Raw genomic sequence first — 13,526 nt, forward strand, 5'->3', positions numbered from 1 at the left:
GAGGCAGGTGAAACCTTGTTCACCCGGTGATGGCACAAGCACCAAAGGTCATGATGGATAAAAGCGCACAGATCGTCGCCGACGCATATGCCGTCGTATCCCAGCCAGAGAGGCTGCTGGATATCCATGAGCGGCTTCAGTCTTTGGTCGAGGCCCATATTGCGGGGACCGAGCTGACCGGCGATGTGCGCTTCCATTTCGCCCATGCGGCCGACCTGCTGGCAGGCGAGGTGGAGCCGGGGCTGGGGCCTTTCGATCCGTTCGACGGGAACGGACAGGATAGCCCCGCCGCCCGCAGTGCCGCACTGGTGCTGGACAGACATTTGCAATTGGTCCGCGCGGATAAAACCGTGTTCGAGGACCATCTGAAAGCGCTGGGAGAACCGCTCCCGGAATGGATATGGCACCCGATCGATGGGGCATCGGGTGAAACATCCATGCGCAGCCTGCTTGCACGTGGGGATGCAAGCGGCGCAATCCGGTTGATGCGGTCTCCCGATGACGCGCGCGGCGCCCTGTTCACTGCATCCACGGGGATGCTGGACGGGGCGCCGCATCTGCTTTTGCACCACCTTGGCCTGCGCTGGGACGATGAGGCCGGCAGCGCCTTTATCGACCTGCTGGGCCTTACCCGAAGCGAAGCGCGTGTGCTGGAATGGCTGGTGGGTGGTGGTACGCTGCGCGAGCTGGCTGATGACCGCGGCACGGCGCTCGGCACAGTGCGCAACCAGACCAAGTCTCTGCTGCGCAAGGTCGGCGCTACCTCGCAGATCGAGGCGGTGTGCATGTGGGCGGGCTTCCGCCAGCGCTGGCTGGATGCGCAATCGATCGATCCCGAACCGGCGGCAGAGGGGCCGCGACCGCGTGGCAAGGGAAGCGGCAGCCAGGCTTTGATGCGTTTCGAACGGCACGGCCTGCTCGGCGGTATGCCTGTGCTGTACATGCACTCCATGCTCGGCGGGCCGCATGTGATGCCAGCCGTCGATGCCGCGATGCGCAAGGCCGGGCTCGAGCTCATCACGCCTTGGCGGCCCGGCTATGGCGAAAGGACGGTGCAGGCAGACAGGTTCGCCATGGTGCGCGACTTCGTTGACGAACTGCCCGGCCTGCTCAACCGCCTCGCCATCCCGCGCGTGCGGGTGCTGGGCTCGGTAGGCGGTGCCGCTTTCGCGCTTGCCTTTGCGAAGGTTCATCCGGAGCTGACCCATTCGGTGACGCTCGCCAGCCCGTGCATTCCCATCACCCATCGCAGCGAATTGAAGCATCTGCGCACCGCGCAGTCGCTGCCCATCGAGGTTGCGCGCATCGCGCCATCGCTCAACCGCTGGTATGTGCGCGCCGTGCTGGCGCGGCTGCGGCGCAAGGGCGCGATGGAGTATGTGCGCGAATATTTCTCCGCCAGCCCGGTCGATCTCGACTGGATGGAAGAGCTGAAGAACCAGGAATTCATTCGCAATTCGCTGAACGAGGCATTCGCACAGAGCGGCGAATTCGGCGTGGCGGAAACCGAGCTAAACGCGATGGACTGGACGCCGCTGTTCGAAGGGCTCGAAAGCCCGGTGCGGATCATTCACGGCAGCGACGATGTGCTGGCACGCCCGCAACTGGTGCACCCCTTTGCCGAACGGCACGGCTTCTGCACCGAAGGACCGATCGAGCAATCGGGCAGCTTCCTGTTGTTCCAGCAGCCAGACCTGATTGCGGCGCGCCTGAAAGACCAGTAGCTTCGCGACGGCGATAAAGTGGCCGTCGGACAATCGCAGCTTGCGAAGCGCACGCTCGCCGTTAGTCTCCTGCACCATTCAGGAGAGGACCATCATGGGCAATTGGAAAACACTGGCGCTGGCCGCCACCGGCCTGTCTGCGCTCGCCGCCATGCCGACGGCTGCGCAGGAAACGCCGATCGCATTCGAGAACGCCACCATCCACACGATGCGCGGAGACGGGCTGGGCACGCTGGAGAACGCCACGCTGATCGTCCACGAAGGCCGCATCACAACCGTCGGCAATGGCGGCGTGTTCATTCCCGAGAATGCCGAACGCCGCGATGCCACCGGCATGGTCATCATGCCCGGCATCGTCGATACGCACAGCCATATCGGGCAAGTGTCCGGGGCAGACAGTTCGGCTGCCATCCAGCCCGATGTGCGCGCGCTCGATGCCATCAATGTGGGCGACAATTCGATAGCCCGCGCCCGCGCCGGCGGCGTCACCGTCGCCAATATCATGCCCGGCTCCGGTCATCTGATGGGCGGGCAGACCTTCTACATGAAGCTGCGCGATGGCGACACGATCGAGGACTACGCCTTTATCGACGATGATGGCGATGTGCTGGGCGGCATGAAGATGGCGAACGGCACCAATCCCATCCGCGAGAATCCGGCTTTCCCCTCCACCCGCGCCCGCTCTGCCGCGATGGTGCGCAGCCATTTCGTGGAAGCGCAGGAATATTGCAGCGGAGAGCGCGAAACCGTGAATCTCGGTATGGAAGCCATGTGCGAGATCCTCGACGGTGAGCGCCTCGTCCATTTCCACACCCACCGCGCGGACGACATTATGACAGCGCTGCGCCTGCGCGAGGAATTCGGCTTCGAGATGCTGATCCAGCACGGGGTAGAGAGCTATCTGGTGGCCGACGAGCTGGCAGCGGCGGGCGTCTCCGTCTCCGCCATCCTGATCGATAGCCCCGGCGGCAAGCTGGAAACAGCCGAAGCCACGATCGAAACTGCCGCCATTCTCGAGCGCGCGGGCGTGCACACCTCGCTCCATTCCGATGACGGCATCATCGATTCCCGCCTGATGTTCCGCCAGGCCGGCATCGCCGTGCGCGGCGGGATGAGCTATGAAGGCGCGCTGCGCTCCATGACGATCGTCGGGGCGGAGCAGCTGGGCCTCGAAGACCGCGTCGGCTCGCTGGAAGCGGGCAAGGATGCCGATTTCCTCATCCTCGATGGCGATCCGCTGTCAATCTACACCGATCTGCAGCAGACCTGGGTCGAGGGCGAATTGCTGTTCGACCGCAACCGCGATGAAGACCTGCTGCTGGCCACAGGCGGCGAAGGGGCGGGCAATGAACGCGCCGCGCTCCACCACCTCTCGTCCGAAGCGCATGCCATGGAGGCCGACCAATGATACGTTTCGCACAGACTCTCGGCCTTGCTGCCGGCGCGCTGCTCCTTTCGACCGCCGCCTTCGCGCAAGACATCGCCATTCGCGGCGAGCAGGTGTGGACCATGGGCCCGCAAGGCGTGATCGCCGATGGCGTGGTGGTGATCGAGGATGGCCGCATCACCGCCGTCGGCCCCGCTGCAAGCACCGCCATCCCCGCAGGCACCCGCACGCTCACCGCGCCCGTCGTCACGCCCGGCCTGATCGATGCGCATGGCACGGTGGGCCTGACCGGCTATCTCAACCAGCCCGACGATCAGGACCAGCTGGACGATGCCAGCCCCATGCAGCCGCATCTGCGCGCCATGGATGCCTACAATCCGAATGACCGGCTGGTGCGCTGGGTGCGCGAGCTGGGCACCACCACCGTCCACACCGGCCATGGCCCCGGCGCGTTGATCTCGGGCCAGACCGCCATCATCAAGACCAGCGGCAACACGGTGGAAGAGGCGCTGGTGGAAGACGGCAATATGATCGTCGGCAACCTTGGCGCATGGGCGCTCGACAGCAGCGGCACGCCCGGCACCCGCGCCCGGCAGATGGCGATGCTGCGCCAGGCGCTGGTCGATGCGCGCACGGCCGTGAATTCAGACGGGGAGGAGAACAGCGGCGCGCGCAATCTGGTGAACGAAGCCTTCCAGCGCGTAATCCGCCGCGAGACGCCGCTGCTGCTGACCGCGCACCGCGCGCAGGACATCATGTCCGCCCTGCGCCTGGCGGAAGAATTCGACATCGAACTGGTGCTGGATGGCGCGGCAGAAGCGCATATGGTGCTGGACGAAGTGGTCGCCAGCGGCGTCACCGTGCTCGTCCACCCGACCATGGCCCGCCAGGCGGGAGAGCTGCAGAACGCCACCTTCGAACTCGCCCGCATCCTGATCGATGCCGGCGTGCCCGTGGCGCTGCAATCGGGCTACGAGGCCTATGTGCCCAAGACCCGCGTGGTGCTGTGGGAAGCCGGCTTCGCCGCCGCCAACGGCCTGACGCCCGAAGAAGCGCTGGGCACCATCACCATCGCCGCCGCCCGCGCCATCGGCGCAGAGGACCGCATCGGTTCGCTGGAAGTCGGCAAGGACGGCGACATCGCGATGTTCGACGGCGACCCGCTGGAATACACCACGCATGTGACGGGCGTGGTGATCGAAGGCGAAGTTGTGAGCGAGGTGGCGCGGTAAAAAAGCGCATTCGCAATCTTTGCTATTGCGAATGATTTGCAATCTCAGTACGTGCGCTTCCGGACTTGGAAGGAGCACACATGTACCGTTTTGCCGCCAGCCTTGCTGCAATGGCCGTCGCGACCCCCGCAATCGCGCAGGATTTTACGCCGCCGGACGATGAGGAAGCGCAAGGCGACGAGCGAATCGTCGTGTCCGCCACGCGCACGCAGCTGCCCGCCAGCGCGCTGCCGCTGACCATCGATGTCATCGATAGCGAAACGCTGGCGCAGCAGGTGCTGATTGCCGGATCGACCGTCGATGCGGTCTCGGCCCTGCTCCCGTCGTTTTCGCCCACGCGCGAGAAGCTGTCGGGGGCGGGTGAAAGCTTGCGCGGGCGTGCGCCGCTTTACGCGATCAATTCCATCCCGCAATCGACACCGGTGCGCGACGGTTCACGCGACGGCTACACGATCGATCCCTTCTTCATCGACCGGGTGGAGGTGATCTATGGCTCCAACGCCCTCCAGGGCATCGGCGGCACGGGCGGCGTAGTGAACCAGGTGACGGTCGGCGCGCCTGTAGAGGACGGCATATCCGGCCGTGCAATTGCGCAAGTCACTCTGCCGGACGGATTTGACGGCGAAGGGATCGGCGCGAAGATCGGCTCGCTCGCAAGTTATCGCGCAGGCAATTTCGACGCCAGTATCGGCGCAACCATGGAACGGCGTGGCGCCTTCTTCGACGGAGCCGGAAGGCGCATCGGCGTGGACGGTACGCAGGGCGAAACGCAAGACAGCGACAGCTGGTCCGTCTTCGGTCGAATCGGGTATGAACTGCCGAACGGCGCCCGCCTCGAAGTGGTCGCCAACCGCTTCGAACTGGAAGGCAATGCGAACTACGTGAACGTGCGCGGTGATCGTGATGCGGGCATCCCCGCCACCAGCGAACGCGGCGTAACCCCCGGAGAACCGGCGTCCAATACGGCGGAGCTTTTGTCGGCATCGCTGGTGGACGACGACATCGCAGGCGGCACCTTTGCCCTGAATGGCTTTTACAGCAGGACGAGCGACGTGTTTGGCGGCGGTACCTTCGGTGTGTTCCAGGATCCTGCCATCGATCCCACGGGAAACCTGTTCGACCAGTCGGCCAACCGGTCGCGCAAACTGGGTGGACGCGTCAGCTATGAACGCGCTGTGCCGGGGCTCGAAGACCTCGTGCTGACGGCAGGGTTCGATGCCCTGTTCGACCGGACCGAGCAAGTGCTGGTCCAGACGGATCGCACATGGGTCCCGCAAAGCGATTTCCGCAGTCTGGCCCCTTATATTCAGGGCAATCTCGCACTTGCCGACGGGTTGGTGCGACTGGCGGGCGGACTGCGCTATGAAAACGTGCAGCTATCTGTCGACGATTACGAGACGCTTGCCAGCTACGGCCCGGTACAGGTCGACGGCGGCTCGCCTTCATTCGAAGACGTTCTCTGGAATGGCGGCTTGATTGTGGAGCCCGTGACGGGCCTGCGCGCCTATGCAAGCTATGCCGAAGGTTTCACCATCGCCGATGTCGGCCGGATCCTGCGCGGCGTGACGCAGCCGGGTGTGGACGTCGACGATTTCCTTTCGCTGGAACCGGTCGTGTCCAACAATCGCGAGCTGGGCCTGGAATGGGATCGCGGCGCGCTGAGCGCGTCGGCCAGCTATTTCTGGTCGTCGAGCGATTTCGGATCGCTGCTGGTCCTGCGCGGCGATGTATTCGAGGTGGAACGCCAGCGTATCGAGATCGAGGGCTTTGAAGCAAGCGCGACCTGGCAGACGCCGATTACGGGCCTATCGCTAAGCGGGGGTTATGCAAACCTGTCCGGGCGGACCGACAGTGATGATGACGGGCAGGTAGATGTCGACTTGGATGGCGCAAATATTTCCCCCGACCGGATCAATCTGGCGGCAGATTACACGAACGGTCCATTCAGCGCCCGAGCGCAAATGCGCAGCTATCTCAGCCGCGCATTCGACGATGCTGGCGACGCAACCGATTTCGAAGGCTATACGCTGCTGGACGCCTTTGTCGCTTACGACACCACGCTGGGCGAGTTTGCACTTGCGGTGCAGAATCTGACCGATGAAACCTATCTGACCTATTACAGCGATACCGTGCGCGTGACGGACAATAATCGCTATTTCGCGGGCAGGGGTCGCACTTTCACGCTGAGTTGGCGCGGCGCGTTTTGATCCGCCTTCTTTCCCTTCTGCATCGCTGGACCGGCGCAATTACTGGACTGTTGCTGGCCGTGATCGGCCTGTCCGGCACTGCACTGGTGTGGGAGGGATACTGGATCGGCCTGCCGGGCGCGGGCGACCCTGTTATCGCAGATCCGGCCGCGCTGGGCCGGGTAGTAGAAACGGCGCGCGCTACCGGGCCTGACCTGTCCTATATCACGTTCGCCAGCGAAGAGATCGGTCTGCACCAGGCGATCTATCATGATGGCAGCGGCGCATATTTTTCGCAGGACGCCGTTTTGGTTGAGCGCTGGGAAAGCTTCTGGGAGCGGCCCGAGCTCTGGCTTTTCGACTTGCATCACTACCTGTTTCTCGGTGAGGCGGGAAAGACGATCACGGGCATTCTCGGCCTCTTGCTGCTCGCTTTTACGATAAGCGGGCTGATCCTGTGGTGGCGTACCCGCAAGACGTTTCGCCTTCGTCTTTTCCCAGCGCGCTGGACGGCCAGCGCGGTGGTGCGCCACCATCGCGATTTGGGAGCGGTAGCCTCGCCGCTGCTATTGCTGGTGGCCGTGACGGGGTCCGCCATGGTTTTTCCGGCAGTGACGGACGCGGTGTTATCTCCTCTGGCCAAGGATCGCTCGGCCATTGCTTTGCCCGCCAATAGTCCCGCGCCAACGGCGCAAACCGATTGGCCCGTTCTGATGACCCGCGCGCAATCGGCTTTTCCGCAAGCGTACCCTCGCAGGCTCATGATGCCGCGCGAAGCGGGCGCGCCTGTCGCGGTCCGCTTCCGACAGGATTTCGAATGGACGCCGAACGGGCGTAGCTATATTTACCTCGATCCATTCCGCGCCTTGGTGCTGGCGGTGGACGATCCTGCCGAAGGTAGCGCCGCGGACGCCGTCCGCGAAAAACTCTATCCGATTCATGCGGGGAAGGTAGGCGGGTTGGCGTGGCAGATGGCGCTGACATTTGCAGGCCTGGCTTTAGTGATGCTGGGCACGCTGGCGATGTGGAGCTTCTGGTTCGCGGGCTCCACCAAGCGAGCAGTAGGCAAGCTGCGACCACGAGACGCCCTGCGCGCATGAGAGCGGTTCGTTCACAAGCCACTTAGCGCCTGTCCTACAATGCTACCGCCGGGTCATGAGGCGGCGTGTCCAAAGCTTCCGCCCGCCGTTACCTTTTGCCTCGCACTGTCCGCTACGTGACTGTAATGTTTGCGGTATTCGCCTTTTCGCGAGGCGTTGCAGTTTTACCCCTTGGACAGTGCTCCAAGTGCTCCAGGTTAGCGGTCATTGGTCGCCCTACCGCTTCGCTACTTGAGGGCATTTGGAACGCCCTGCCGCGGCGTCACTTGCGAGCTGCAACCACCCCGAACAGGTCGTGCGCGTCGGCGTCTTCGACTTCGACCGGCACGATGTCGCCTGCTGCCAGCGTGACCGGCACGTTGCGCAGGAAGACCTGGCCGTCGATCTCGGGCGCGTCGGCCTGGCTGCGGCCGGTGGCGCCGATGTCGCCGTCTTCGTCCGGCTCGCCCACCTCGTCTATGATGACAGGCAGCGTGGTACCCACCTTGGCGGCGAGCTTGGCGGCGCTGATGCGTTCAGTCAAAGCCATGACGCGGGCGAAGCGTTCCTCCTTCACCTCCTCGGGCACGGGATCGGGCAGGGCGTTGGCGGCAGCACCTTCGACCGGCTCGAAGCGGAAAGCGCCCACGCGGTCGAGCTGGGCCTCCTCCAGCCATTCGAGCAGGTACGCGAAGTCCTCCTCTGTCTCGCCGGGGAACCCGACCACGAAGCTGGAGCGGATGGCGATCTCGGGGCAGATGGCGCGCCAGTCGGCAAGGCGTTTGAGCACCTTCGCCTCGTTGGCAGGACGGCGCATGGTCTTGAGCACGCGCGGGCTGGCGTGCTGAAAGGGGATGTCGAGATACGGGGTCAGCAGCCCTTCGGCCATCAGCGGGATGACCTGGTCGACATGCGGGTAGGGGTAGACGTAGTGCAGGCGCACCCATGGGGGCGTGCCACTACCGGTGTCGAGCTGGCCCAGCTCGCGGGCGAGGTCGGTCATGTGGGCGCGGGGTTCGCGGCCCTTCCACGGCTTGCTCTCATGCCGCGTATCGACGCCGTAGGCTGAGGTGTCCTGACTGATGACCAGCAGCTCGCGCGTACCGGCGGCGACCAGCTTCTCCGCCTCGCGCAGCACGGCATCGATGCGGCGGCTGGCCAGCTTGCCGCGAAGGTCGGGGATGATGCAGAAGGCGCAGGAGTGGTTACACCCCTCGCTAATCTTGAGATAGCTGTAATGGCGCGGCGTCAGCTTCACCATCTGGTCGGTCGGCTGCGGGACAAGGTCGATGAACGGGCCTTGCGATGGCGGGGCGGCTTCGTGCACCGCCTCGACCACGTCCTCATACTGGTGCGCGCCGGTGACTGCGAGAACCTTGGGGTAGCGTTCGCGGATCAGCTCCGCCTCGTCGCCCATGCAGCCCGTCACGATGACGCGGCCATTCTCGGCAATGGCTTCGCCGATTGCTTCGAGGCTCTCCTCCTTGGCGGAATCGAGGAAGCCGCAGGTGTTGACCAGCACGACATCGGCCCCGGCATAGTCGGGCGACATGGCATAGCCGTCGGCGCGAAGACGCGTGAGGATGCGTTCGGAATCCACCAGCGCCTTGGGACAGCCGAGGCTGACCATGCCTATGCGCTTCTGATCGGGTATCTGCGATGCCATGATGCGCGCGCCCTTACACCCGCGCGCCCGATTGCGCTAGGGCTCGCCTACAGCGCTGGCGCAGCAGGATGGCGGGGCGGTTCAGTCGCTTTCGGGCAGCGGTTCGCCGTCTTCATCGTCGGACGGCAGGATCTCGACCACGATATCGCCCGCTTGCAGGCACTCGGCCTCGAACTCCCAGAAGCCGCAGGCGGTGCCGTGGCGATAGATGCGAAGCCCGCGCCCGCCGCTGGAAAGCTGGGTGAGCGGCTTGCCGATCTCCTCTGGCAGAACCTCGCGCTCCACCAGCCGCACCCGGCCGGTGACCGAAGCGAGGTCGCCCAGATAGTCGGCGATATGGGCGCCCTGCGCGCTGCCGGCCAGCAGCAGGCCGGTAAAGCGCACCGGGTTGATGACATTGTCCGCGCCTGCCTGCCGGGCGATCAGCTCGTTATCGGCGGCGCGCACCACCACGCTGATCGGCACGGTGGGGGCGAGGTGGCGAACACTGAGGACGATGAGGATGGACGCATCGTCGCGCCCGGCCGATACCAGCACGGCCTGCGCCTCGTTGATATGCACGGCCTCCAGGTTCTCGTCGCGGGTTGCATCGGCCTCGATCACGTTGCAGCCCAGCGCCTCTGCCTGTTCAAGCCGTTCCTCGCTAGTGTCCATCACCACAATAGCGGCGGGATCGGTGCCGCGTTCGATAAGCTCGCCCACCGCTTCCGAGCCGGAGATGCCGAAGCCGAGCACGACCACGTGATCGGAGAGTTGTTCCTGTATGCGGGCCATGCGCCACTTCTCCCAGCTGCGCTTGATGATAAAATTGTAGGCTGTGCCCACGAAGATGAAGAACACGGCAAAACGGATCGGCGTCACGATGATGGCCTCCACGAGGCGGGCCTGGTCGCTGATCGGGGCGATGTCGCCAAAGCCGGTCGTGGTGATCGATATCATGGTGAAATAGATCACGTCGAGGAAGCTGACATGCCCGTCGAGATTGTCGACCAGCCCGTCGCGATCCCACCAGTGGATCATCACCACGACGAAAATGAGGAACAACGCCGCGCCGATGCGAATGAAGAAGTCGCCCCAGACGGGGATCTTGGTCGCGCGGCGCAGCGGCTTGAAGCGGCGCCTGCCCAGCTGCGCCGGTTTCTTCGTATGGCTTTTCGCCATCGTCTATCGCCCGCCCTCTTCCGGCGCCGTCAATCGGCAAACCTCTCTGCCAGAACGCCTATCGCGCCATGGTCCGTCAGATCAAGCTGTAGCGGGGTGACGGCGACGTAGCCATCCTCGATAGCTTCCAGATCGGTGCCGTGATCGAGCGTATGTTCGGCGTCCTGCAGGCCGAACCAGTAATAGGGCCGCCCGCGCGGATCCTCGGCTTCGACCAGAGAGCCGCGCGCGTAATCGTGAAAGCCCTGCCGTGCCACGCGAATGCCGCGCACGTTCTCGGCGGGCAGGGCAGGGAAGTTCACATTGATGACTCGGCGCTTGGCCATGGTCACATCGACCAGGGGTTTGACGACGCGCAGGCCCCATTCCTGCGCGGCGGAGAAGCTGGAGCCGTTTTCGCGGAACGCCTGGCTGAGCGCGATGGCCGGAATGCCAGCGAGCGCGGCTTCCATCGCGGCGGAGACGGTGCCCGAATAGGTGACGTCGTCGCCAAGGTTCTCACCTGCGTTCACGCCGGAAAGGACCAAGTCGGGCTTGCGGTCGGCGAACAGCTTTCGCAGCGCGAGGTTTACCGAATCCGTCGGCGTGCCGGTGACGGAAAAGCGCTTCTCGCCATGCTCGCGCAGACGCACCGGCAGGTGCAGCGTCAGCGAGTGGCCCGCGCCGGAATTCTCCTCGGCGGGCGCGCAGACCCAGACATCGTCGGACAATTGCCGCGCAATGGCTTCCAGCACGGCGAGGCCGGGTGCGTTTATGCCGTCATCGTTGGAAAGGAGGATTCTCACCCGCTGTGCCTAGCCGTTCGTCCTGAGCCTGTCGAAGGGCGAATGCAGCCACGCGCTATTTCATGCTTCGACAAGCTCAGCACGAACGGATCACTCCGCGATCCGCAGGCGCTCAAGGCCACCCATATACGGCTTCAAAACATCGGGCACCTTGACGCTGCCGTCCTCCTGCTGGTAGTTCTCCAGAACGGCGACCAGCGTGCGGCCCACGGCAAGGCCGGAGCCGTTGAGCGTGTGCACGAAGGCGGTCTTCTTATCGCCATCGGGCCTGTAGCGCGTATTCATCCGCCGCGCCTGGAAATCGCCGGTGTTGGAGCAGGAGCTGATTTCGCGATAGGCGCCCTGACCCGGCAGCCAGACTTCGAGATCGTACGTCTTGCGCGCGCCGAAGCCCATGTCGCCTGTGCACAGCAGCATCTTGCGATAGGGCAGGTCGAGCGCCTGCAATATGCCTTCGGCGCAGCCGGTCATGCGCTCATGCTCGGCATCGCTGTCTTCTGGGCGGCATATGCTGACAAGTTCGACCTTTTCGAACTGGTGCTGGCGAATGAAGCCGCGCGTGTCCTTGCCCGCCGCGCCCGCCTCGCTGCGGAAGCAGAGCGTGTGCGCGGTGAGGCGCATCGGCTCGGCAAGGTCGGGCAGGATGTCGCCTGCGACCGAGGCCGTTAGGGAGACTTCCGAGGTGGGGATGAGCCAGTGACGGCGAAATTTATTGTAGAAATCGATAGCGACTGAAGCCGACACTTCTTCCCACTGGAGATACTCTTTTGACACCATTCCGCCATTACCGTCCGAGATTTCGGTCAAACGTTCAAAAATGACGTCTGCAACATGGCGGGGCAAAATGTCGTTTGTTTGAAAACTATCTTCCGCAAACTTCGGCAGCTTGTCGGTGCCGTACATCGCTTCGTCATTCACCAGCACTGGTGGGTTGCATTCGGTGTAGCCGTTTTCCTCCACCTGCAGGTCCAGCATGAACTGCGCCAGCGCGCGGTGGAGGCGGGCCATGCCTCCACGCAGGAAGGTGAAGCGTGCGCCCGAAAGCTTGGCGCCGGTCTCGAAATCCATGCCGAGCGCCGGGCCGAGATCGGCATGCTCCTTGGGCGTGAAGGCGAAGTCGCGTTTCTCGCCCCAAACAGCGACCTCGACATTGTCCTCTTCGCCATCGCCATCGGGCACATCGTCGGCAGGCAGGTTGGGGATGACTTCCAGCGCAGCGGTCAGCTGCGCGCCCAGCGCGCGTTCCTGATCCTCCACCTGCGGCATCGTCTGCTTGATCTCGGCGACTTCGGCTTTCAGCGCTTTGGCCTTGTCCGTGTCGCCCTGGCCCATCGCCTGGCCGATAGCCTTGCTGGCCTCGTTGCGGCGGCTTTGCAGCTCTTGCAGGCGCGTGGCGAGGGCGCGGCGATCTTCGTCCAGCTTCAGGATTCCGGCTGACACAGGATCGAGCCCGCGACGGGCCAAGCCGGCGTCGAACCGTTCAGGATTTTCGCGAATGAAACGGATGTCGTGCATGGGCGCGGCCTATGCCTTGTGGCCGCGTGGATTGTCCAGCGGATTGGGTGCGCTGCGCAGCGCGCAGCACGGGTCCGGCCCAAACGCGCTAGGTTTTTCCTGTCCCATACGCACGGCAGAAGACCTCCACCGCGCCTTGCACCCGTTCGCGGTCGCGCTTCACGTCTTGCGGCATGCCGAAGCGCCGCTCCAGATCGCCCATACCCTTGCACATGGCGGCAAACTGTTCCGCCGCAAGATCGGTATCCTCGATATCGACCTGTCCTGCATCCTTCATGGCTTTCAGCAGGGCGCTGAACGACTTTTTAATGCGCAGTGGCCCGGCGGCGAGGAAACTCGTGCCGATCGAAGGATCGCGCTCTGTCTCGGCAGCAATCCGCCTATCGAACTGCACCATTTCTGGACGAGAGAGGAACGCGGACATGGCCTCGCCTATGGCTAACAGCCGTTCGCGCACACTGCCGCCTTCCAACCCAGCAATACTAAAATGCCCGCGCATCCGCTCGACTTCCGCTTCCACGGACGCGCTGAAAAGGCCCGGCTTACCGCCGAAATGGTTGTAGACCGTTACCTTGGAAACGCCCGCATCGGCGGCAATCTGTTCGATAGATGTCGCAGCATAACCACGGTCGAAGAAGCTGCGCGTCGCCGCGCGCAGGATGTCCGCGCGCTTGCCCAGGTCGGCTGGACGGCCTTTGGCGACGCCAGTCTTCGCAGCATGGTCTTCGATGGGTATTGACAAAGTGAACGACCCCGTTCAATTAAACGCTATCGTTCAATAATGGCGCGTT

At 63.9% G+C, this 13,526-nt stretch carries 10 protein-coding genes; 5 read left to right on the forward strand and 5 right to left on the reverse strand.

Translation table 11 applies throughout. The annotated features are described in order from the left end of the window. Nucleotides 1-29 precede the first annotated feature (29 nt). The 5 genes from BMF35_RS12890 (at nt 30) to BMF35_RS12910 (ending at nt 7,629) form a co-directional block, all read left to right on the forward strand. Nucleotides 30-1,724: a bifunctional helix-turn-helix transcriptional regulator/alpha/beta hydrolase gene (locus tag BMF35_RS12890; RefSeq protein ID WP_082115743.1), complete on the forward strand. Its 1,695-nt coding sequence runs from the start codon at nt 30-32 to the stop codon at nt 1,722-1,724. Nucleotides 1,725-1,818: 94 nt separating this feature from the next. Continuing rightward, complete coding sequence (locus BMF35_RS12895; protein ID WP_082115742.1) at nt 1,819-3,132, forward strand: amidohydrolase family protein; 1,314 nt, start codon at nt 1,819-1,821, stop codon at nt 3,130-3,132. After that, nucleotides 3,129-4,343, forward strand: a complete 1,215-nt coding sequence (locus BMF35_RS12900) for an amidohydrolase family protein (protein WP_047007744.1) — start codon at nt 3,129-3,131, stop codon at nt 4,341-4,343. Before BMF35_RS12895 ends, BMF35_RS12900 begins: the two co-directional genes overlap by 4 nt. Before the next feature lie 80 nt (nt 4,344-4,423). Continuing rightward, on the forward strand, nt 4,424-6,550 hold the full coding sequence (locus BMF35_RS12905; RefSeq protein ID WP_047007743.1) for a TonB-dependent receptor: 2,127 nt from the start codon (nt 4,424-4,426) through the stop codon (nt 6,548-6,550). Next, the gene (locus tag BMF35_RS12910) at nt 6,547-7,629 is read left to right on the forward strand and encodes a PepSY-associated TM helix domain-containing protein (protein WP_236781600.1); all 1,083 of its coding nucleotides are present in this window, start codon (nt 6,547-6,549) and stop codon (nt 7,627-7,629) included. Before BMF35_RS12905 ends, BMF35_RS12910 begins: the two co-directional genes overlap by 4 nt. 262 nt (nt 7,630-7,891) lie before the next feature. Here BMF35_RS12910 and rimO read toward each other — a convergent pair whose 3' ends face one another. From rimO to BMF35_RS12935, 5 genes are all read right to left on the reverse strand, one after another. Next, entirely contained in the window at nt 7,892-9,274 is a 1,383-nt protein-coding gene (gene rimO, locus BMF35_RS12915; RefSeq protein ID WP_047007742.1) for a 30S ribosomal protein S12 methylthiotransferase RimO, read from the reverse strand. A gap of 81 nt (nt 9,275-9,355) precedes the next feature. Next, nucleotides 9,356-10,435 carry a potassium channel family protein gene (locus BMF35_RS12920; protein ID WP_156172198.1) on the reverse strand — a complete coding sequence of 360 codons (1,080 nt, stop codon included), beginning with the start codon at nt 10,433-10,435 and terminating at the stop codon, nt 9,356-9,358. Between the two features lie 29 nt (nt 10,436-10,464). Beyond that, entirely contained in the window at nt 10,465-11,220 is a 756-nt protein-coding gene (gene surE, locus BMF35_RS12925) for a 5'/3'-nucleotidase SurE (RefSeq protein WP_047007741.1), read from the reverse strand. Nucleotides 11,221-11,310: 90 nt separating this feature from the next. After that, nucleotides 11,311-12,735, reverse strand: a complete 1,425-nt coding sequence (gene serS / locus BMF35_RS12930) for a serine--tRNA ligase (protein ID WP_047007740.1) — start codon at nt 12,733-12,735, stop codon at nt 11,311-11,313. A gap of 88 nt (nt 12,736-12,823) precedes the next feature. Next, a complete protein-coding gene (locus tag BMF35_RS12935; RefSeq protein WP_236781601.1) occupies nt 12,824-13,477 on the reverse strand; it encodes a TetR/AcrR family transcriptional regulator in 654 nt (217 codons plus the stop codon). Nucleotides 13,478-13,526: the final 49 nt, after the last annotated feature.

This window comes from Aurantiacibacter gangjinensis (assembly GCF_001886695.1).
Taxonomy (GTDB): domain Bacteria; phylum Pseudomonadota; class Alphaproteobacteria; order Sphingomonadales; family Sphingomonadaceae; genus Alteraurantiacibacter; species Alteraurantiacibacter gangjinensis.

What these genes read in the sequence shown, in the direction of transcription:
- rimO (WP_047007742.1), bottom strand. Translation starts at nt 9,274, where the DNA reads ATGGCATCGCAGATACCCGATCAGAAGCGCATAGGCATGGTCAGCCTC.
- BMF35_RS12890 (WP_082115743.1), top strand. Translation starts at nt 30, where the DNA reads ATGGCACAAGCACCAAAGGTCATGATGGATAAAAGCGCACAGATCGTC.
- serS (WP_047007740.1), bottom strand. Translation starts at nt 12,735, where the DNA reads ATGCACGACATCCGTTTCATTCGCGAAAATCCTGAACGGTTCGACGCC.
- BMF35_RS12895 (WP_082115742.1), top strand. Translation starts at nt 1,819, where the DNA reads ATGGGCAATTGGAAAACACTGGCGCTGGCCGCCACCGGCCTGTCTGCG.
- BMF35_RS12920 (WP_156172198.1), bottom strand. Translation starts at nt 10,435, where the DNA reads ATGGCGAAAAGCCATACGAAGAAACCGGCGCAGCTGGGCAGGCGCCGC.
- BMF35_RS12900 (WP_047007744.1), top strand. Translation starts at nt 3,129, where the DNA reads ATGATACGTTTCGCACAGACTCTCGGCCTTGCTGCCGGCGCGCTGCTC.
- BMF35_RS12905 (WP_047007743.1), top strand. Translation starts at nt 4,424, where the DNA reads ATGTACCGTTTTGCCGCCAGCCTTGCTGCAATGGCCGTCGCGACCCCC.